Below are 18,646 nucleotides of genomic sequence, written 5' to 3'. Positions count from 1 at the left end.
TTCCCTGCGCGCCGGTGTCGCCCTGGCTGCCTTGTGCGCCGGTGTTGCCTTGGGCGCCTTGGAAGCCCTGAGTTCCCTGCGCGCCGGTGTCGCCCTGGCTGCCTTGTGGGCCGCTGTTGCCTTGGGCGCCTTGGAAGCCTTGGCTGCCTTGTGCGCCGGTGTTGCCCTGGGAACCTTGCGGTCCCTGTGCGCCGGTGTCGCCCTGGAAGCCTTGAGCCCCCTGCGCGCCTTGAGCACCTGTGTTTCCTTGGGCGCCTTGAGTACCGGTCTCGCCCTGGCTGCCCTGGAAGCCTTGAGCTCCCTGGGCACCGCTGTCGCCTTGGGCGCCCTGTACGCCGGTGTTGCCCTGGGTGCCTTGTGCCCCCTGTGCGCCTTGTGCGCCGGTGTTGCCCTGGGAACCTTGCGGTCCCTGTGCGCCGGTGTCGCCCTGGAAGCCTTGAGCCCCCTGCGCGCCTTGAGCACCGGTCTCGCCCTGGCTGCCCTGGAAGCCTTGAGCTCCCTGGGCGCCGGTGTTGCCTTGTGCCCCTTGTGCACCGGCGTCGCCTTGGCTGCCCTGGGAACCTTGCGCGCCCTGCGTGCCGGTGTCGCCCTGGAGGCCTTGTGCCCCCTGCGGGCCTTGAGAGCCCGTGTTGCCCTGAGCGCCTTGGGTGCCGGTGTTGCCCTGGCTGCCCTGGCTGCCTTGTGCGCCCTGCGCGCCCGTGTCGCCTTGTGCGCCGGTGTTGCCCTGGCTGCCTTGCGCGCCCTGTGTGCCGGTGTCGCCCTGGAGGCCTTGTGCCCCCTGCGGGCCTTGAGAGCCCGTGTTGCCCTGAGCGCCTTGGGCGCCGGTGTTGCCCTGGCTGCCCTGGAAGCCTTGTGCGCCCTGCGCGCCCGTGTCGCCTTGTGCGCCGGTGTTGCCCTGGCTGCCCTGGAAGCCTTGAGCCCCCTGCGCACCTTGAGCACCTGTGTTTCCTTGGGCGCCTTGAGCACCGGTCTCGCCCTGGCTGCCCTGGAAGCCTTGAGCTCCCTGGGCGCCGGTGTTGCCTTGGGCACCTTGAGCGCCGGCGTCGCCTTGGGTGCCTTGACTGCCCTGGGTGCCTTGCGCGCCCTGTGTGCCGGTGTCGCCCTGGAGGCCTTGTGCCCCCTGCGGGCCTTGAGAGCCCGTGTTGCCCTGAGCGCCTTGGGCCCCCGTGTTGCCCTGGCTGCCCTGGAAGCCTTGCGCGCCCTGTGTGCCGGTGTCGCCCTGGAAGCCTTGTACCCCCTGTGAGCCTTGAGCACCGGTGTTGCCTTGGGCACCTTGGGTGCCGGTGTTGCCCTGGGAACCTTGCGGTCCCTGTGCGCCGGTATCGCCCTGGAAGCCTTGAGCCCCCTGCGCGCCTTGTACGCCGATGTTGCCCTGGCTGCCCTGGAAGCCTTGAGTTCCCTGGGCGCCGGTGTTGCCTTGGGCACCTTGAGCGCCGGTGTTGCCTTGGGTGCCCTGGAAGCCTTGGGTGCCTTGCGTCCCCTGCGTGCCGGTGTCGCCCTGGAGGCCTTGTGCCCCCTGCGGGCCTTGAGAGCCCGTGTTGCCCTGAGCGCCTTGGGCACCCGTGTTGCCCTGGCTGCCCTGGCTGCCCTGGCTGCCCTGGCTGCCTTGTGCGCCCTGCGCGCCCGTGTCGCCTTGTGCGCCGGTGTTGCCCTGGCTGCCCTGGAAGCCTTGTGCGCCCTGCGCGCCCGTGTCGCCTTGTGCGCCGGTGTTGCCCTGGCTGCCCTGGAAGCCTTGAGCCCCCTGCGCACCTTGAGCACCTGTGTTTCCTTGGGCGCCTTGAGCACCGGTCTCGCCCTGGCTGCCCTGGAAGCCTTGAGCTCCCTGGGCGCCGGTGTTGCCTTGGGCACCTTGAGCGCCGGCGTCGCCTTGGGTGCCTTGACTGCCCTGGGTGCCTTGCGCGCCCTGTGTGCCGGTGTCGCCCTGGAGGCCTTGTGCCCCCTGCGGGCCTTGAGAGCCCGTGTTGCCCTGAGCGCCTTGGGCACCCGTGTTGCCCTGGAAGCCTTGTGCGCCCTGCGCGCCGGTGTTGCCCTGGCTGCCCCGGGTACCTTGCGCGCCCTGGGCGCCGGTGTTGCCCTGGAAACCTTGAGCCCCCTGAGCGCCGGTCTCGCCCTGCCCGCCCTGAGCACCCGTGTTGCCCTGGGCGCCCTGGAACCCTTGAGCTCCCTGGGCACCGCTGTTTCCTCGCGCGCCGGTGTCGCCCTGAGCTCCCTGCGCGCCAGTCGCGCCGGTATCGCCCTGTGTGCCTTGGCTGCCTTGTGCCCCGGTGTCACCTTGCGCGCCCTGGAAACCTTGAGCGCCCGCGTCGCCCCGCGCGCCTTGTGCGCCCGTAGCGCCTTGTGCGCCTTGAGCCCCTGCGTCGCCCTGAGGGCCCTGAGTGCCCTTGGGGCCGTGGTGATGGTCCCGGTCCGGCTGCTTGCCCCCCTTGTCGTGCCCACCCCACGGGCCCTGCCAGCCCTGCGGACCGCAGTCCGGTGGCGTGCTGGGGGAGGGCTTCCACGAATCGTCAGATCCGCCGTCGTCTCGGAAGGCGGTCGGCCAGTACAACGGGAGCCCGCCGTACTGGCCGACCGGACCGGGCGTACCAATGTGGATGCCCTGGGCAGACGACTCCGCTTCTTGAGGTCGCGCCGCCGCTGCGGGCCCACCCGTCATCCCGACCAGTAGCAGGGCGGAGCTCAATCCTGAGGCGGCGCGGGCATGCTTCGGCCCTGGCCGTAGCCGTCGGTCGTTGCTCATGACCCCTCCAGGGCCGCCCCAGATGCACCCAGAGCTACCTACTCGTGACGTACGGTTGTCGGCGAATTGCAGAGTAGGCGACGGATCTACCGAGCAGGTTAGTTATGCCGCATTTAGGCGCATACCGGGCGATCGGCGAGCCCTGGGGTCGGCGCCCCGCCGGCACGGGACCCGCACGGTGACCATGTGCCGGGGCAGGTCCAGTTGGTGCCGCCCCTCAGTGGCCGGTCCAGCCTCTCGCCCCATGGGGCGGCGCCAACATCTGCCAGGGATGGGGCACGAACCCGAACTCGGCTCGACTTAGCTGTTGCTGAGGCGAATCGATGGGAGCTTTATGGAGATTTAGCTGAGTTTGAGGGAGATTAGTGGTTAGCCTCGTCAGAGCTATGGACGAGGTTGAGCTACGCGGTCTCCGTCATGATCTGGTCGCCTCCGTGCCGGCCGCCTCCACCGTGTGCATGACCCTGCCTTCCGCGCCCGCGCCGATGACACATTCGTCCTGTGCGCCGCGTTCCTGGGCGTCGTTCCGGCGCCCAACGGACATTCGATCCGCCGAATCCACAGCGCGCACCCCCGCAGAATCTGCGGGGCCCGTCGGTGATGGCGGAGCGGGAGATGGTGGCCCGGCCCAGCCCGGTGGCCGCGTTCGACCGCCAGGCCACCGACGCCGCGGCGTCCCGATGATCCGCTGGCTCGTCACCGGTGCCGGCGGCATGCTGGGGCGCGACATCGTCGAGGTGTTACGCGCCAGACCCGGCACGGTGGTCACCGCCGCCAGTCACGACGAACTCGACATCACCGACGCGGCGGCCGTCGCCCGGGCCGTCCCGGGGCACGACATCCTGGTCAACGCCGCAGCCTGGACCGACGTGGACGGTGCGGAGACGGCCGAGGAGCTCGCCACAGAGGTCAACGGCCACGGCGTACGACACCTCGCTGGCGCCTGCGCCGACCACGGCGTGCACCTGATTCACGTATCCAGCGACTACGTGTTGGCCGGGGACGGGAGAGCGCCGCTGGACGAGGCGGCCGCGCCGGCACCCGTCAACGCGTACGGGCGCAGCAAACTCGTCGGCGAGCGGGCGGTGCGCGCCATTTTGCCGCACACCGGTTACGTGGTGCGTACCGCGTGGCTCTACGGCGAGCACGGTCCCAACTTCGTGGCGACCATGCTCCTGCTCGCGGCGAACCGGCCCGACGTGCAGGTGGTGGCCGATCAGCACGGGCAGCCGACGTGGTCGGCGATGCTCGCCGAGGGGATCGCCGGCCTCGGCGACGCCGCCCGCGCCGGCCAACTCGCCGCGGGGATCTACCACGGCGTCGCCGGAGGGCGCACCACCTGGTACGGCCTGGCCCGCGCCGTCTACGAGGAGTGCGGTCTGGACCCGGACCGCGTCCGGCCGACCACCACGGATGGGTTCCCACGACTGGCGCGCCGGCCGGCGTTCAGCGTGCTCGCGCGCCGACGGTGGGCGGAAGCCGGCCTGGAGTTGATGGACGACTGGCGTACCCAGCTTCGTGCTGCTCTGCGTAGCCCCGGGCTCGCGAAACTGGCCGAGGCTGCGCGAACGGCCCCGTCCGGTGCCGCGCGACCACGCGCGAGCAGCACCCCCGGTGCGTGGTCGAAGGCGCCGTCCGCGGTGCGGGTGGCGGCGAACACGAGCGGCGGTCCGCAGAGCGTGTGAGCCGGGCCTGCTTGACCTGAGTGCGTACTCCGTCGGCTGCCTGGTCGACGAGCAAGGTCGGCGATTCCGCGCGGTGGTGGGCCTGACCGCGACGGGTACGACGTCAGACGTAGATCTTCTTGGCGTACTCCGGGCCGTAGTGCCTCTCCAGGTCCTCCAGGCTCTCGGAGGGCGCCTCGACCTCCTTGATCAGGCGGGCGCGGGACGGCAGCGCCTCGGGCTGCCAGGTCTCCGGCTGCCACAGCGCGGACCGCAGGAACGCCTTCGCGCAGTGGTAGAAGATCTGCTCGATCTCCACCACCACGGCGAGCACCGGTCGGTGGCCCTTGACCACCATGTCGTCGAACCAGGGCGCGTCGCGGACCAGCCGGGCCCGCCCGTTGATGCGCAGCGTGTCGGTGCGACCGGGGATCAGGAAGAGCAGCCCGACGTGCGGGTTGTCCAGGATGTTGCGGTAGCCGTCGGCCCGCTTGTTGCCCGGCCGCTCCGGGAGCGCGATGGTCGTGTCGTCCAGCACGAGCGCGAACCCGGCCGGGTCGCCCTTGGGTGAGACGTCGCAGGTGCCGTCCGCGCCGGCCGTCGCCATCAGGCAGAACGGCGCGGCGGCGAGCCACTGCCGGTCCCGCTCGTGCAGGCGGACGCGTTCCTTGTTCGCTGCGCGTACCCCCGGTGTGCCGAGCAGCTCCCGCAGTTCCTCGTGCGAGGTGATCTCCACCGTCACGTGATCCTCCCCCAGCCGTTGACCCGGGTGGCGACGCCACCGTTGCCAGCCTAGGCCCGCGTGACCAGCGTGAGGTTTGCCCCCGGTCGCCGGGGGTACGGCCTCCTCCGACACGCCCGCCGCACGTACCGTCCGCAGGAACGCCGACCAGTGGAGGCCGGGAGATGGAGAGCCGACTCAAGGTGCTGGGTCATCCAGTCCATCCGATGCTGGTCATGTTCCCGGTCGCGCTGCTGGTCACCGCGGTGCTGTTCGACATCGTCGACACGGTCGGCGGGCCCGACTTCCTCGGTGAGGTCGCGTACTGGAACATCACCGTCGGCCTGGTCGGCGGTCTGCTCGCCGCGGCGGCCGGCTCGTTCGACCTGCTGGCGATCCCGACCGGCACCCGCGCGAAGCGGGTGGCTCTGCTCCACGCGGGCGCCAACGTCGCGGTGATCCTGCTCTTCGTCGCCGTGTGGGCGGTCCGGTTGAACGCCGACTCACGGGCCGCCGGTGGTTCGCTGATCGCCATCGAGGTGGTCGCGGTGGCGATCCTCGGCATCAGCGCCTGGCTCGGCGGTGAGTTGGTCGACCGGCTCGGTGTGGGCGTCGACCGCGACGCCGGCCTGGACGCGCCCAGCTCACTGCGGCCCACCACGGCCACCCAGCGGATCGGAGACGTGCGATGAGCGAGCAGCAGCAGGCCGGCGGTCCCGGCCGGGGTTGGCGTGGCCGGCAGCAGGGCTGGGACCCGATGGGCGAGCTGCAGTCGTTGCGCGCCGAGCTGAGCCGGCTGGTCGGCGGCCGGGCCGGGTCGTCCGACGTCGAGCTGACCGAGACCGCGGACGGCTGGCAGGTAGTCGTCCGGCTGCCGGGCGTCGCGCCCGAGGAGGTGGCCGTCGAGCTGGACGACCGCGAGCTGTGCGTGCGGGCCCGCTCCGAGGCGGAGGTCAACGCCGAGCAGGGCATCCCCGGGGGGTTCGAAACCCGCGGCTTCGAGTACCGCGTCGACCTGCCGTCCCGCGTCGACCGGGAGGGCATCGACGCGGTGATGGACCACGGGCTGCTGCGCGTCCGCCTGCCCAGGGCGGCACGGCCCACGACGCGCACCATCACCGTCGGCCGCACCGGGCCACGCTCGGGTGGCCCCGCCGGGGGTACGCCCATCCCGGCCGATCCCGCAGCGGACCGGGAGATGCACCACCCGGACTCCGTCGGCGAGATCGACCGGCCGTAGCGCGCCGCGTGGTCACCCCGTCCCTGCTCGGCCCGACGGCCGGGCGAGTCGAAGACGTGCGCCGGATCGCGGTGCTGCGTGCCAACGCACTCGGCGACTTCATCTTCGTCCTGCCGGCGTTGGACGCGTTGCGCGCCGCGTACCCCTCGGCGGAGATCGTGCTGCTCGGCGCGCCGTGGCACGCGAAGCTCTGGCGCGACCGGCCCGGCCCGGTGGATCGGGTGCTTGTGGTGCCTCCGGGCCCCGGCATCCGGGAGCCGGAGCCCGGCGAGCCGGCGTCCACGATGGACGACTTCGTGGCGGCGGCCAACGGCGAGGGCTTCGACCTGGCGATGCAGGTCCACGGCGGTGGTGCCAACTCCAACCCGTTGATCAGCCGCCTCGGCGCCCGGGTGACGGCGGGTCTGCGCGCCGAGGACGCGCCGCCGCTGGACCGGTGGGTCCGCTACGTGTACTACCAGCACGAGGTGATCCGCTATCTGGAGGCGGTAGCCCTGGTGGGCGCCCCGGCGACCACCATCGTGCCGACGCTGGCGGTCACCGACGCCGACCGGGCCGAGGCGGAGCGGGTGCTCGGCCCGCCGACCCGACCGCGGGTGGCGCTGCATCCCGGTGCCAGCGACACCCGGCGCCGCTGGCCGGCCGAGCGGTTCGCCGAGGTGGCCCGAGTGCTGCACGGTGACGGGTACGAGGTGCTGGTCACCGGTACACCCTCGGAGCGGGAGGTGGTGGACCAGGTGGTCGCGACGGCGGGGGTGCCGGTGCGGCCGCAGGTCGGCACGCTCAGCCTCGGTGGGTTGGCGGGCTGCTACGCCGGCTGCGCGCTGGTGATCTCCAACGACACCGGCCCGCTGCACCTGGCCGCCGCGGTGGGCGCGTCGACGGTGGGCATCTTCTGGGTCGGCAACCTGATCAACACGGCGACACCGCTGCGGGGGCGGCACCGGCCGATCAGCTCCTGGATGGTGCACTGCCCGGTCTGCGGGGTCGACTGCACGCCGGGCATCTACCCGCACCGGCCGGGCGACGGCGAGTGCCCGCACCGCGACTCGTTCGTCGCCGACGTGCCGACGGCCGAGGTGTGTGAGGCGGCCCGCGAGCTGCTCAGCCCGTAGCCGGCGCTCAGGCCGGCTGCGGGGTGTCCTCGTCGGCGAGGACGACCTCCCACGCCTCCACGTCGCGTTCGGTGACGGTGGTGGGGGACTCCAGGTGGTAGGCGCCGCTGGGCAGGATGCCCGCCCCGCCGTGGCGGGCCAGCACCGCGAGCTGGGCGGCCACGTCCTCGCCCTGGTGTTTCTCGTGCACCCGTCGCCAGAAGTCGAAGCCTCCGGAGTCGACGAGCTTGGCCCGGTCGTAGAGCACGCACCCGCCGATCCAGGACACCTTGTACGCCCGCCACGCGCCCGGCGGCAGTGCCAGCTCGGCGGTGACGTGCAGCAGGTTGGCGGCCGAGTGGATGCGGGCGCGATCCCACTCGGGGGTGCCCGGCCGGACCCGCTCCGGGACGGGCCGGCCGACCCACTCCTCGTAGTGCCGGTGCGACTCCGGCCGTACGTCGCCGGTGTACGACAGGCCGTGTACGCCGTTGCCGACGAACCCGCAGCCCAGCTCCTCGATCGCGGTGACAAGTCGGTGCAGGGCGCCGGGTTCCAGCCAGACGTCGTCGTCGAGGTTGAGCACGTATCGGGCCGACGACGCGGCGAGCAGGTAGGCGCGGTGCTCGGCCAACCCGCGGCGCGGCAGCCGGCGGGTCAACAGCACCGGGTGGCCTGCGTGGCGCAGCGCCCGGACCATGGTGGCCGCCGCGGGGTGGGCGTACGCGGGGTCTCCGTCGGACTGGTCGCTGACCACCACACCGAAGCCGGGCACCCCGCCCTGGGCGGCGAGCCCGGCCAGGGTGACGGCCAGCTCGGCGGGCCGGTTACGGGTCGGGATCAGCACGTCGACCAGCCGGTCGGCGTGGAACTCCGCCGGGGTGCCGAGGGCGAGGGGCCGGTTCACGACGCCTGGGTGCGGGGGCTCAGCGACGGGTCGGCGGCCTGCGGCGACGGGTCCTGGGTGTGCGACCGGATCCGCTCGATGATCGCCGAGGTGGACCGGTCCGGCACATACCCCAGCGTTCGCACCTGACCGCCGAGCCGGCGCACAAGCGGCGCCTCGGGCACCAGCTCCGGCGGGTAGTCGCCGCCCTTGACGTACACGTCGGGCCGAACCGCCTCGATGAGCGCGGCGGGCGAGTCCTCCTCGAACACCACCACGTGGTCGACGCAGGACAGCGCGGCCAGCAGGGCGCCCCGGTCCTCGACCGGGTTGACCGGCCGGTCCGGCCCCTTGAGCCGGCGTACGCTGCCGTCCGAGTTGACCGCCACGATGAGCAGGTCGCCCAGGGCGCGGGCCTGCTCCAGGTAGCGCACGTGCCCGGGGTGCAGCACGTCGAAGCAGCCGTTGGTGAACACCACCGACCGGCCCGCCTCGCGGTGTTCGGCGACGATCGCGTCCAGTTCGTCGGTGCCGACCACCGCCGGGTGCCCGGTGGCCTCCGACGGCATGTCGAGGGCGGCGAGCAGGTCCTCCCGCAGGCACACGCAGGTGCCGGTGTCGGACACGGTGATGGTGGCCACGAGCTGGGCGAGCTGCGCGGCGGTGGGCAGTGGCGCGTCGGCGGCCAGGGCCAACGTCATGGCCGCCAGGTACGCGTCTCCGGCTCCCACGGCATGGCTCGCGGGGACCGGGGTGCTGTGGCTGCGCCGCCGTTCCCCGTCCGCGCCGCCGACCACCGCGCCGTCGGTGTCCAGGGTCACCGCGACCACGTCCGCGCCGGTGTGCGCGCGCAGCTCGGCGAGGCGCGACTCGGCCAGTACTGCCCGGTCCACGCCCGCTCCGGCCTCGGTGTTCACGGTGACGCCGGTGCCGGTGACGCTCAGACCGTCGCCGGTGAGGGCCACCCGACCCTCGCTCGCGGTGGGTTCGCCGACCGGGCCGGGCCGGTCGTCGGTGCGGGCCCCGCCCGGAGCAGCGCCGACGCTCAGCTCGGACGGCCCGTCGGCCGGATCGCTGTCCGGGTGTTCCAGGTGCAGGTCGGCGCCGGCGGTCGAGCGGTGCGCGCCGCCGGCACGGGCCAGCAGCCGGGTCGCCTCGGCGAAACTGGGGGTGACCACGGTCGGCGCGAGCCCTCCCCAGTCGGCGAGGTCGTGCGCGTCCAGCGCGACAGTGGCGTACCGCTCGCGCTGCTCGACCAGCCACGCGCGGACCGGCGCGGGCAGTGCCCCCAGGCCGTAGTCGCAGACCACCAGGGTCGGCGCCTCCCCGCCGGCGGCCGCGCGCAGCTCCTCGGTGGCGCAGTCCAGCGCGGTGAGCAGCCGGGCCACCCCGTCCGGGTCGAGTGCGTCGTCGGCGTCGCCGGAGTCTTCCCGGAGCAGGATCTGGTTGCCGGCGAGCATCCGCCGCTTCACCGGGGTGGGCCTACCGGGCTGGTTGACCGTACGGTCCCAGACACCGGCCCGGTCCAGACAGTCGTGCAGTTCGTCGCCGGCCACGTCCGCGCCGACCGGCGCCACCAGCACGGCCCGACCGCCGAGGGTGGCGACGTTGACGGCTGTGTTCGCGGCCCCACCGGCTGCGGAGATCCGTCGACGCAGGGTGAGGACCGGGGCGGGCGCCTCCCGGCAGAGCCGGTCGGAGTCGGCGAACCGCCACTCGTCCAGCATGGCGTCGCCGACGATGAGGACCGGGCGTCCGAGCCAGCTCTCCACGACGGTCGCGAGCCGGCGCTGTTCCGCTGCTGCTCCTGCCATGCCTCCCCGGGTCCCCAGCGGCCCTCGGGACAAACCTGGGCCGAGGACGGCTGCGCCGCAGGTCCGGCGGCCTTTCGTCCCGCCCTCGTCGGTACGGTGCCGGTCGTCACCGGCGTGGGGTGTTTCGCGCGTTGGGGGGCGGGAAGGACATTGAGGTACCCCGGAAAGGAGATGTACCGAGATGGCAGCGACATTGCAGGGCAAGAGGATCGCCTTCCTGGCCGCCGACGGCGTGGAGGAGGTCGAGTACGTCCAGCCGCGCGAGGCCGTCGAGAACGCCGGCGCGACGGCCGAGCTGGTCTCGCTCAAGCCCGGTTCCATCCAGTCCTTCAACCACCTGGACCAGTCCAAGACGTACGACGTGGACGTCACAGCGGACAAGGCGGACGCCGCCGGGTACGACGCGCTGGTGCTGCCGGGCGGGGTGGCGAACCCGGACTTCCTGCGGTCCGACCCGGACGCGGTGCGGTTCGTGAAGGCGTTCTTCGACGCCGGCAAGCCGGTCGGGGTGATCTGTCACGGCCCGTGGACGCTTATCGAGGCGGACGTGGTGCGTGGTCGGCGGATCACCTCCTGGCCCAGCCTACGGACCGACCTGACCAACGCCGGCGCCACCTGGGTGGATGAGGAGTGCGTGGAGGACGGCAACCTGATCAGCAGCCGCAAGCCCGACGACCTCCCCGCCTTCTGCGCGAAGATCACCAAAGCCTTCGCAGCCTGACCCCGGCCCAGACCCTGTTGATCATGAAGTTATTGCCTCCCCGCTCGGCGTGTCGGGGCAATAACTTCATGATCAACGCATGTTCTGGGGTGGTCGGGAGCATGTTCTGGGGTGGTCGGGAAAGAGGGCTTGATGACCACCGAAGCCTCTGCCGCGCCGGTACTGAATCGCCAGCAGATCCGGCTGCTCATGCTGGGCCTGATGACAGGCATGCTGCTGGCCGCCCTCGACCAGACCATCGTCGGCACGGCCCTGCCGACAATCGTCGGTGAGCTGGGCGGGATCAACCACTACTCGTGGGTGGTGACGGCGTACCTGCTCGCCTCGACCGCGTCGACCCCGCTGTACGGCAAGATGGCCGACCTGTACGGGCGTCGTCCGGTCTTCCTCTTCTCGATCGGCACGTTCCTGCTCGGGTCGCTGCTGGCCGGCCTGTCGCAGAACATGACCCAGCTGATCATCACGCGGGGCATCCAGGGCCTCGGCGCCGGTGGTCTGCTGACGCTGGCGTTCACCATCATCTCGGACGTGGTCTCGCCCCGGGAGAGAGGCCGCTACCAGGGTCTCTTCGGAGCGGTGTTCGGAATCGCGTCGGTGGCCGGCCCGCTGGTCGGTGGATACTTCGCCGAGACCGACTGGCGGTGGATCTTCTACATCAACGTGCCGCTGGCGATCCTGGCCATCGTGGTCTGCTACCACGTGATGCGGCTGATCCCGTTCGAGCGGCGGGACCACGCGATCGACTGGCTCGGCGCCGGGCTGCTGGTGGCCGGGGTGAGCTGCCTCCTGCTCGCGCTGAGCTGGGGCGGCAACGAGTACCCGTGGAGTTCCGGGCTGATCATCGGCCTCTTCGTCGCCGGTGCGGTGCTGGCCGTGCTCTTCGTGCTCCAGGAGGCGCGGGTCGCCGAGCCGATCCTGCCGCTGCGGCTGTTCCGCAGCGCCACGTTCGCGCTTGCCAACTCCGCCGGCTTCGTGCTCGGCCTGGTGATGTTCGGGTCGATCATCTTCATCCCGCTGTACCTGCAGATCGTCAAGGGCGCCTCGCCGACCCGCAGCGGTCTGCTGATGCTGCCGATGATGGCCGGCATCATCGTGACCTCGATCCTCACCGGCCGGGCGATGAGCCGGATCGGCCGGTACAAGTGGTTCCCGGTGGCCGGGTCGGCGACCCTGCTGGTCGGCATGCTCCTGTTCACGAGGTTGCAGGTGGGCACGTCGCTCTGGGTGGCGTTCGGCTTCATGGTGGTGATCGGCGTCGGCCTCGGCCTGTGCATGCAGTCGCTGGTCCTCGCGGTGCAGAACGCGGTGTCCGTCCGCGACCTGGGCGCCGGCACCTCCTCGGCGACGTTCTTCCGGTCGCTCGGCGGTTCGTTCGGGGTGGCGATCCTCGGCACGGTGCTGTCGTCGCGGCTCAACTCGCAGCTCGCCGACCGGTTGCCCGGCGCGATCGCCCAGCTCCCGCCGGAGCAGCGGGCGGCGGTCGCGGCGAGCGGCGGCACGAACATCTCGATCAACGACCCGGCCACGATCATGGCGCTGCCCGGCACCGTCCGGGCGGCCATCCAGGCGTCGTTCGTGGAGTCGCTGCACCTGGTCTTCCTGACCGCAGGGCTCGTCGCCATCGTGGCGGTGCTTGTCACACTGGCGATGCCCAACAGCACGCTGCGCGGGGCCGGCCCCGAGGGTGCCACCGGTGGTGCCGACCCGCTGGGCGGCAAGGCAGCCGCCGCGGGCGGTAAGCCGCTGACCAAGGAATCGAAGGAAGAGGCCGCCGCGGACATGGAATCCAAGTCCCAGACGATGATCTGACAGGTGCCTGCCTGCCTGCCTGCCGGCCGCCCCGAACCGGGGCGGCCGGCAGGCACCCGGCCACGAGACGTAGCGGCTGCGGGTGTTGGCCGTTGAGGCGGTCGAGCGCCGCGGAGGTCGCCGCGCCGGCGGCAGCCTGACGAAGCCGCCCGGCCGACCTGATCGACTCGAGATCGCCGAAATCGGGGCATCCGACCGCCGGGGACACCCCGACTTCAGTGATCTCGAGTCGATCAAGCAGCTCTACTTCTGAAACATCACTGAAGCGACGTCCGCCATGAGCGTGATGGCCCAATCGAGCTGCGGACAGTCGTCGCGACCCCGGCACTCCAGGCACCCACCTGCCCGCCACGGTCGGTCGAGTGCCCTTGACCAGTGAGCATCGAGAACCTGCTTCGCCACGAACAGTTCGGTTGCCTTGGACGCCGGTTCGTCGATCGGCATGGTCGGCACCTTCCCCCGGGTGGACGCGAGTGGCCCGCCCCGGGGGCAGAGTCCATGCGTCGTGCTCCCCAGGGCGGAGAGACTGGAGAAACTTCCAGGGTGCTGAAGTCCAGGAGCGGACCAGTCACTGTCTCACTGTATCTACTGTCTCACTGTAGTCAAGTTCTCACTGTAGCCACTCTGCTGGATTGTCGGGTTGTCTGAATCGGACCTGGGCTGGAAACATGATCTCCGCTGAAGTTCAGGAGAGCCGCCATGCCGACCAGGCCACCGCACTACCGCCGAGTTGCCGACGACATCGAGCAGAAGATCAAGTCCGGAGACTATCCGCCCGGCCATCAGTTGCCGTCGGTCTCCGAGATCGGCGAAATCTACAACGTCGCGCGCTCGACGGCCTATCGCGCCGTGAAAGAGCTGCACGAGCGGAACCTGGTCTACGGCCAGCAGGGACAAGGTGTCTTCGTGGCGGGAGCGGAATAGTTCGGAGCGCTACTTGAGGATGAGCCGGTTCGTCTGCTCGAAGACGTCCAGGTCGGCCAGGGTTTCCAACACCGAGCCGGAGAGTGGGGCGGGGAACCGGTCGCGGGGGAAGAAGCCGGCGTCGGTGGTTTCGTCGGTGACCCGGGTCAGTTGCCCGTCCCACTCCTCGACCTTGAACGCCGTGGTGAAGACCTGGTACGTGTGCCCGTACATGTTGGTGCTGGTCCGGTCCGGGCCGGTGTAGAGGGCGAACGCGCAGACCCGCAGTGCCCGCAGACCGGTCTCCTCGCGGACCTCGCGGACCGCGCAGTCGGCGATCGACTCGCCCAGCTCCATCGCCCCGGCGGGCATGGCCCACTGGCCGTTGTCCGAGCGTTTGATGAGCAGGATGCGCCCCGCGTCGTCGTTGACCACGGCTCGGGCGCCGACGAACATCAGCGTCCGGTCCCCGGCGAGTGCGCGCAACTGCCCCACGTACGAGTCGGCCCAGGAGATGCTCACCTGCGACAATTTACGGGGGTTCCCAACGTGTGACCGCCGACACTAGCTTGTTACCCATGCGTAGCACGATGATGGACGCCCCCCTGCAGGTCTCCCGGATCCTCGACCACGGCGCAGGGGTGCACGGCACGGCCGAGGTGGTCACCTGGACGGGCGGCGAACCCCGACGGATGACGTACGCCGAGGTGGGCCGCGCCGCCGCCCGGCTGGCCCACGCGCTGCGCGACGAGTGCGGAGTCACAGGTGACGAGCGGGTCGCCACGTTCATGTGGAACAACAACGAGCACCTGGTGGCCTACTTCGCGGTGCCGAGCATGGGTGCGGTGCTGCACACGCTCAACCTGCGGCTCTTTCCCGACCAGGTCGCCTACATCGCCAATCACGCGCAGGACCGGGTGGTGCTCGTCGACAGCACGCTCATCCCGCTGCTGGCCCGGGTGATCGGCGAGCTGAGCACCGTGCGGCACGTGGTGGTGGTGGGCGGTGGCGACCCGGCGCCGCTGGTGGCCGCCGCCGGCGAGCGGATCACCGTGCACCACTGGGACGCGCTGCTGGCCGACCGACCGGAGACGTACGACTGGCCGGAGGTGGACGAGCGGGACGCCGCGGCCCTCTGCTACACCTCGGGCACCACGGGCAACCCGAAGGGCGTCGCCTACTCGCACCGGTCGATCTACCTGCACTCGTTGCAGGTCTGCATGCCGGAGGGCTTCGGTCTCGGGCCGACCGACAGGGAGTTGGCAATCGTGCCGATGTTTCACGCCATGTCGTGGGGCCTGCCGTACGCGGCGTTCCTCTCCGGCGCGTCGCTGATCATGCCGGACCGGTTCCTCCAGGCCGCGCCGATCGCCGAGATGATCGCCGCCGAGCGGCCCACGCTGGCCGGGGCGGTGCCGACCATCTGGACCGACCTGCTCGCCTACCTGGACAGCCACGACGTGGACACGTCCTCGCTCACCGAGGTGATCGTCGGTGGTTCGGCGTGCCCGCCGGCGTTGATGCACGCGTTCGACGAGCGGCACGGGATCGACGTCGTGCACGCCTGGGGGATGACCGAGATGTCGCCGCTGGGGTCGGTCGCCCGCCCGCCCGCGGGGGCGACCGGCGAACAGGAGTGGCGCTACCGCTACACGCAGGGCCGCGTGCCGGCGGGCGTGCAGGCGCGCATCGTCGGCCCGTCGGGCGAGCCGCTGCCCGCCGACGGCACGGCCGTGGGCGAGTTGGAGGTCCGCGGGCCGTGGGTGACCGCGCGGTACGTCGGTGACGACGCCCCGGACGAGGAGAAGTTCCGCGACGGCTGGCTGCGTACCGGCGACGTGGGCACCCTGTCCTCGGACGGGTACATCACGCTCACCGACCGGGCGAAGGACGTGATCAAGTCCGGCGGCGAGTGGATCTCGTCGGTGGAGTTGGAGAACGCGCTGATGGCGCACCCGGCCGTGCTGGAGGCGTGCGTGGTGGGCGTGCCGGACGAGCGGTGGGACGAGCGGCCACTGGCGACAGTGGTGGTCCGCGAGGGCGCGTCGGTGACCGCCGAGGAGCTGCGGGACTTCCTGGCTGGTTCGGTCGCCCGGTGGCAGTTGCCCGAGCGGTGGGCGTTCATCGACACGGTGCCGAAGACAAGCGTCGGCAAGTTCGACAAGAAGGTCGTCCGTTCGCGGTACGCCGACGGCGAGCTGACTGTCCGCGAGCTGACAGCACCGTAACGTTTTAGCGGGCACTGTCGCCTGTTGGGCAGAGGAGTACTCCTGACATTCCTCCCCAGGGGCGGCCCCGGCGTTCGCACCGCGCCGGGGCCGCCCGCTCCACACGGGGTGACCCCGCACCGCCATTGTTGCGAAAATTGTTCGCGTCTGTCCCGATGACGGGGAAATCGGGTGTCCAGCGACCCGTTAGGCGTCGCTGGTGCTGATCAGGACCTTGCCGACCGCCGCGTCCTCGACCGCCTGGTGCGCCCCGGCCGTGTCGGCCAGCGGGTAGTGGTGCAGCGGCAGGCCGGCGTCCGCGCCGACCCGGACGCCGCCCTGGTTGGCGGCCGCCGCCACGTCGACCACACCCTGCGCCTTGGCCGCCTTCGGCTCCGTGTAGACGAGCACGAACTGCCAGCGGGCGTTCACCACGTACAGCGGGCGGATCGGGAGCGTCACCTCGGTGCCGCCGTTGTCGGCGTACACACAGACCGCGCCGCCCTGCCGGATCATCTGCACGTCCGCCGCCGCGTTCATGGCCGGCGCGACCTCCACGATGGTGTGGACCCCGTCGGGGGCGATCTTGCCGACCTCCTCGACGACGTCCTGCTCCCGATAGTTGATCACGTAGGAGGCGCCGGCCGCCGCCGCGAGCTGTGCCTTCTCCGCGCTGCTCACCGTGGCGATCACCGTGGCGTCGGCCCAGCGGGCGAGCTGGATCGCCGCGTTGCCGACCGCCCCCGCCCCGCCCTGCACCAGCACTGTGTGATCGGCCAGCGCGCCGGCGCGCAGCGCGTCGGGCATGAACTCGCCGGCCGTCAGACAGCGGTGCGCGGTGAGGAACGGAATGCCCAGGCTGGCACCCAACTCGAACGAGGCGTCGCCCAGGGGAACCGCCTGCCGCACCGGCACCAGCGTGTACTCCGCTGCGGTGCCCCACGGCCGCTGCCAGGCCGCCTCCCAGATCCAGACCCGCTGGCCGATCAGCTCGCGGTCGACGCCCTCGCCGACCGCCTCCACCACACCAGCGCCGTCCTGCCCGGGGATCTGCCACCCGTCCGGCGGGAAGGCCCGCCGCGACTTCCAGTCCGTCGGGTTCACCCCCGACACCGCCAGCCGGACCAGCACCTCGCCCGCCCCCGGCTCCGGCACCGGGCGGTCGACCAACTCCAGCACCGAGGGGTCACCGGTGCGCTCGTACACGATGGCTTTCATCAGTTGTTCCTTCCCCACTCTGCTCGCGTCAACCCAGCCTCTCCACCAGCTCCGGCGTCAACTCGCCGATCGAGGTCAGCGTCACGGCCGCGAGCCCGGCGGCGTCCCGATCGAGGGGGTACGACAGGTGTGGCACCGCCACCACCCGCATCCCCGCCGCCGCGGCCGAGCGGACCCCGTTTGACGAGTCCTCCACCGCCACGCACCGGGTCGCGTCGACACCGAGGCGAGACGCGACGGTCAGGTACACGTCCGGCGCAGGCTTGCCCCGCTCGGTCTCCTCGGTGGACAGGGTCGCGGCGAACGCGCCGGTCAGGCCGGTGGCCTCCAGCGCCGCCGCGATCAGCCGGGTCGGGGAGGAGCTGGCCAACCCCAGCGGCCACCGTTCGGCCAGGCGGCGCACCACCTCGTCGGCGCCGTCGATCAACGGCACGTGCTCTTTGTAGCGCCGGGCCATCTCCCGCACCACCTCGTCGGCGACCTGCTCGGCGCTGCGCCGCACGCCCAGCTCACCGCTGAGGTAACGGGCCCACTCGCCGGTGCTCATGCCCATCAGCCGGCGCTGGGTGTCCGGCTGCCAGGCCCCACCGTGTGTCGCCACGTACGCCCGCCGGACCTCCTCCCAGACCGGTTCGGAATCCACGATCACGCCGTCCAAGTCGAAAACCACCGCATCCACCACGGGCCCATCCTGCCCGAGAGACCGGCCTCCGGTCAGCCGGGCAGCGCGGGCAGCATGATCGGGCTGTTCGGCGGGATCACCGTGTGGCAGGAACGGGCGATCGGTTCCAGCAGCTCACGCAGCCGAGCGGTGTCGTCCGGGCCGAGAACCCGCCACGGATGCTCCGCAGCCAGGTCGGTGGCGTCCTCGACCGCCTGGAACCCGGCGCGACCGACGTCGGTGGCCGTACCGTCGACGGTCAACCACCCGCGCTGCGTCAGCCGCTCGCGGGCGGCCCGCCACTGCTCCTCGGACCAGCCCCGGCCGAGCAGGTTCTCCGCCGACATGTCTACGGCGACCCGCCAGGCCAGCGTCTCCACCGGGTCCAGGCCGGCGGCCACCAGGGCGGCGTTGTGCCCGTCGCCGCGCAGCTCCCGCAGCGTGGTGGCGGCCTGCCAGAGGCGGGCCAGAGGGTATTCCCCGACCGGCAGCGCCGCGTTTGCCGCGCCGAGCACCCGACCGGAGGTCTGCGCTGCCGAGGCGGCCCGCTCCAGCAGGTCTGCGGCCTCGGCCAGGTGCCCCTCCGGAAGTTCGTAGGTCAGCTCCGCGAGGGCCTGTACCGCGCCGGTCAGCCGAGCGCGCAACGCCTCCTGTGGGGTCGCCAGCCGCCAGACCGCCGGCAGGGCCCGGCTCACCATCGGCGGCGCGAAGTTGAAGAACGCGGCGATGACCGGAGCGGCCTCGACAGCGCCCAGCGGCGCGGCCCGCCCGGCGAAGTAGCCCCGCCAGTAGCCGCGCAGGCCGACCGCCTCGGTCGCGGCCCGGGCCCGGGGATGGAAGTACGTGACCGCGTGCACCGGCTCGAAGTGCGTCCACAGCAACCGGGCGGTCCGCCCGGGCTCGTCCAGCGCCGTCACGTGCACCTCCACCGTCCTGCGTCCATGGTCACCCCGGACGGCGGGCCGCCCGGG

At 71.6% G+C, this 18,646-nt stretch carries 18 protein-coding genes; 9 read left to right on the top strand and 9 right to left on the bottom strand.

The window, feature by feature from the left end; genetic code table 11:
- Positions 1 to 2,737 (bottom strand): collagen-like protein (locus ACGFIE_RS02310; protein ID WP_393290193.1); only part of this gene is annotated, 2,737 nt, incomplete at its 3' end.
- A gap of 501 nt (positions 2,738 to 3,238) precedes the next feature.
- Between ACGFIE_RS02310 and ACGFIE_RS02305 the strand changes: the two genes are divergently transcribed.
- Together ACGFIE_RS02305 and rfbD are read left to right on the top strand one after the other, a co-directional pair.
- Positions 3,239 to 3,421 carry a hypothetical protein gene (locus tag ACGFIE_RS02305; RefSeq protein WP_393290190.1) on the top strand — a complete coding sequence of 61 codons (183 nt, stop codon included), beginning with the start codon at positions 3,239 to 3,241 and terminating at the stop codon, positions 3,419 to 3,421.
- Complete coding sequence (rfbD, locus tag ACGFIE_RS02300) at positions 3,418 to 4,422, top strand: dTDP-4-dehydrorhamnose reductase (protein ID WP_393290188.1); 1,005 nt, start codon at positions 3,418 to 3,420, stop codon at positions 4,420 to 4,422. The genes ACGFIE_RS02305 and rfbD overlap by 4 nt, the downstream gene beginning before the upstream one ends.
- 103 nt (positions 4,423 to 4,525) lie before the next feature.
- Here rfbD and ACGFIE_RS02295 read toward each other — a convergent pair whose 3' ends face one another.
- Entirely contained in the window at positions 4,526 to 5,143 is a 618-nt protein-coding gene (locus tag ACGFIE_RS02295; RefSeq protein WP_363687792.1) for a pyridoxamine 5'-phosphate oxidase family protein, read from the bottom strand.
- Between the two features lie 164 nt (positions 5,144 to 5,307).
- Between ACGFIE_RS02295 and ACGFIE_RS02290 the strand changes: the two genes are divergently transcribed.
- The 3 genes from ACGFIE_RS02290 to ACGFIE_RS02280 are packed head-to-tail and all read left to right on the top strand — an operon-like array spanning position 5,308 to position 7,477.
- On the top strand, positions 5,308 to 5,814 hold the full coding sequence (locus tag ACGFIE_RS02290) for a DUF2231 domain-containing protein (protein ID WP_363687790.1): 507 nt from the start codon (positions 5,308 to 5,310) through the stop codon (positions 5,812 to 5,814).
- On the top strand, positions 5,811 to 6,362 hold the full coding sequence (locus tag ACGFIE_RS02285) for an Hsp20/alpha crystallin family protein (protein WP_393290186.1): 552 nt from the start codon (positions 5,811 to 5,813) through the stop codon (positions 6,360 to 6,362). The genes ACGFIE_RS02290 and ACGFIE_RS02285 overlap by 4 nt, the downstream gene beginning before the upstream one ends.
- An 8-nt stretch (positions 6,363 to 6,370) precedes the next feature.
- Complete coding sequence (locus tag ACGFIE_RS02280; protein ID WP_393290184.1) at positions 6,371 to 7,477, top strand: glycosyltransferase family 9 protein; 1,107 nt, start codon at positions 6,371 to 6,373, stop codon at positions 7,475 to 7,477.
- Positions 7,478 to 7,484: 7 nt separating this feature from the next.
- Here ACGFIE_RS02280 and ACGFIE_RS02275 read toward each other — a convergent pair whose 3' ends face one another.
- Both ACGFIE_RS02275 and rfaE2 read right to left on the bottom strand, forming a co-directional pair.
- Positions 7,485 to 8,363, bottom strand: coding sequence for a glycosyltransferase (locus ACGFIE_RS02275; RefSeq protein ID WP_393290181.1), 879 nt, complete (start codon positions 8,361 to 8,363; stop codon positions 7,485 to 7,487).
- Positions 8,360 to 10,156 carry a D-glycero-beta-D-manno-heptose 1-phosphate adenylyltransferase gene (gene rfaE2 / locus ACGFIE_RS02270; RefSeq protein ID WP_393290178.1) on the bottom strand — a complete coding sequence of 599 codons (1,797 nt, stop codon included), beginning with the start codon at positions 10,154 to 10,156 and terminating at the stop codon, positions 8,360 to 8,362. Before rfaE2 ends, ACGFIE_RS02275 begins: the two co-directional genes overlap by 4 nt.
- 181 nt (positions 10,157 to 10,337) lie before the next feature.
- Between rfaE2 and ACGFIE_RS02265 the strand changes: the two genes are divergently transcribed.
- A complete protein-coding gene (locus tag ACGFIE_RS02265; protein WP_393290176.1) occupies positions 10,338 to 10,877 on the top strand; it encodes a type 1 glutamine amidotransferase domain-containing protein in 540 nt (179 codons plus the stop codon).
- A gap of 132 nt (positions 10,878 to 11,009) precedes the next feature.
- Positions 11,010 to 12,686 carry an MDR family MFS transporter gene (locus ACGFIE_RS02260; RefSeq protein WP_393290174.1) on the top strand — a complete coding sequence of 559 codons (1,677 nt, stop codon included), beginning with the start codon at positions 11,010 to 11,012 and terminating at the stop codon, positions 12,684 to 12,686.
- A gap of 243 nt (positions 12,687 to 12,929) precedes the next feature.
- On the opposite strand, the gene ACGFIE_RS02255 is transcribed toward ACGFIE_RS02260, so the two are convergent.
- Positions 12,930 to 13,130: a hypothetical protein gene (locus tag ACGFIE_RS02255; RefSeq protein WP_363687776.1), complete on the bottom strand. Its 201-nt coding sequence runs from the start codon at positions 13,128 to 13,130 to the stop codon at positions 12,930 to 12,932.
- 255 nt (positions 13,131 to 13,385) lie between these two features.
- On the opposite strand from ACGFIE_RS02255, the gene ACGFIE_RS02250 reads away from it, so the two are divergent.
- Positions 13,386 to 13,610 (top strand): GntR family transcriptional regulator, encoded by a 225-nt coding sequence (locus ACGFIE_RS02250; RefSeq protein ID WP_363687774.1) that lies wholly within the window; start codon positions 13,386 to 13,388, stop codon positions 13,608 to 13,610.
- 9 nt (positions 13,611 to 13,619) lie between these two features.
- Here ACGFIE_RS02250 and ACGFIE_RS02245 read toward each other — a convergent pair whose 3' ends face one another.
- Positions 13,620 to 14,111 carry an NUDIX domain-containing protein gene (locus ACGFIE_RS02245; protein ID WP_393290172.1) on the bottom strand — a complete coding sequence of 164 codons (492 nt, stop codon included), beginning with the start codon at positions 14,109 to 14,111 and terminating at the stop codon, positions 13,620 to 13,622.
- Between the two features lie 56 nt (positions 14,112 to 14,167).
- On the opposite strand from ACGFIE_RS02245, the gene ACGFIE_RS02240 reads away from it, so the two are divergent.
- Positions 14,168 to 15,817 carry a fatty acid--CoA ligase gene (locus ACGFIE_RS02240; protein ID WP_393290171.1) on the top strand — a complete coding sequence of 550 codons (1,650 nt, stop codon included), beginning with the start codon at positions 14,168 to 14,170 and terminating at the stop codon, positions 15,815 to 15,817.
- 186 nt (positions 15,818 to 16,003) lie between these two features.
- On the opposite strand, the gene ACGFIE_RS02235 is transcribed toward ACGFIE_RS02240, so the two are convergent.
- From ACGFIE_RS02235 to ACGFIE_RS02225, 3 genes are read right to left on the bottom strand one after another with little or no spacing between them, the layout of a single operon-like run.
- Complete coding sequence (locus ACGFIE_RS02235) at positions 16,004 to 17,014, bottom strand: NADPH:quinone reductase (protein WP_393290170.1); 1,011 nt, start codon at positions 17,012 to 17,014, stop codon at positions 16,004 to 16,006.
- A gap of 28 nt (positions 17,015 to 17,042) precedes the next feature.
- The gene (locus tag ACGFIE_RS02230; protein ID WP_393290169.1) at positions 17,043 to 17,696 is read right to left on the bottom strand and encodes an HAD family hydrolase; all 654 of its coding nucleotides are present in this window, start codon (positions 17,694 to 17,696) and stop codon (positions 17,043 to 17,045) included.
- 32 nt (positions 17,697 to 17,728) lie between these two features.
- Positions 17,729 to 18,553 (bottom strand): hypothetical protein, encoded by an 825-nt coding sequence (locus ACGFIE_RS02225; RefSeq protein WP_393291241.1) that lies wholly within the window; start codon positions 18,551 to 18,553, stop codon positions 17,729 to 17,731.
- Positions 18,554 to 18,646: the final 93 nt, after the last annotated feature.

Source organism: Micromonospora sp. NPDC049275 (assembly GCF_043197115.1).
Classification (GTDB): Bacteria; Actinomycetota; Actinomycetes; order Mycobacteriales; family Micromonosporaceae; genus Micromonospora.
This window is presented reverse-complemented; position numbering and strand designations above follow the sequence as displayed.

Bases quoted from the DNA above. Each gene is read 5' to 3' on its own strand.
- rfbD (WP_393290188.1), top strand. From the start codon at position 3,418: ATGATCCGCTGGCTCGTCACCGGTGCCGGCGGCATGCTGGGGCGCGAC.
- ACGFIE_RS02290 (WP_363687790.1), top strand. From the start codon at position 5,308: ATGGAGAGCCGACTCAAGGTGCTGGGTCATCCAGTCCATCCGATGCTG.
- ACGFIE_RS02285 (WP_393290186.1), top strand. From the start codon at position 5,811: ATGAGCGAGCAGCAGCAGGCCGGCGGTCCCGGCCGGGGTTGGCGTGGC.
- rfaE2 (WP_393290178.1), bottom strand. From the start codon at position 10,156: ATGGCAGGAGCAGCAGCGGAACAGCGCCGGCTCGCGACCGTCGTGGAG.
- ACGFIE_RS02265 (WP_393290176.1), top strand. From the start codon at position 10,338: ATGGCAGCGACATTGCAGGGCAAGAGGATCGCCTTCCTGGCCGCCGAC.
- ACGFIE_RS02260 (WP_393290174.1), top strand. From the start codon at position 11,010: ATGACCACCGAAGCCTCTGCCGCGCCGGTACTGAATCGCCAGCAGATC.
- ACGFIE_RS02255 (WP_363687776.1), bottom strand. From the start codon at position 13,130: ATGCCGATCGACGAACCGGCGTCCAAGGCAACCGAACTGTTCGTGGCG.
- ACGFIE_RS02250 (WP_363687774.1), top strand. From the start codon at position 13,386: ATGCCGACCAGGCCACCGCACTACCGCCGAGTTGCCGACGACATCGAG.
- ACGFIE_RS02240 (WP_393290171.1), top strand. From the start codon at position 14,168: ATGCGTAGCACGATGATGGACGCCCCCCTGCAGGTCTCCCGGATCCTC.
- ACGFIE_RS02235 (WP_393290170.1), bottom strand. From the start codon at position 17,014: ATGAAAGCCATCGTGTACGAGCGCACCGGTGACCCCTCGGTGCTGGAG.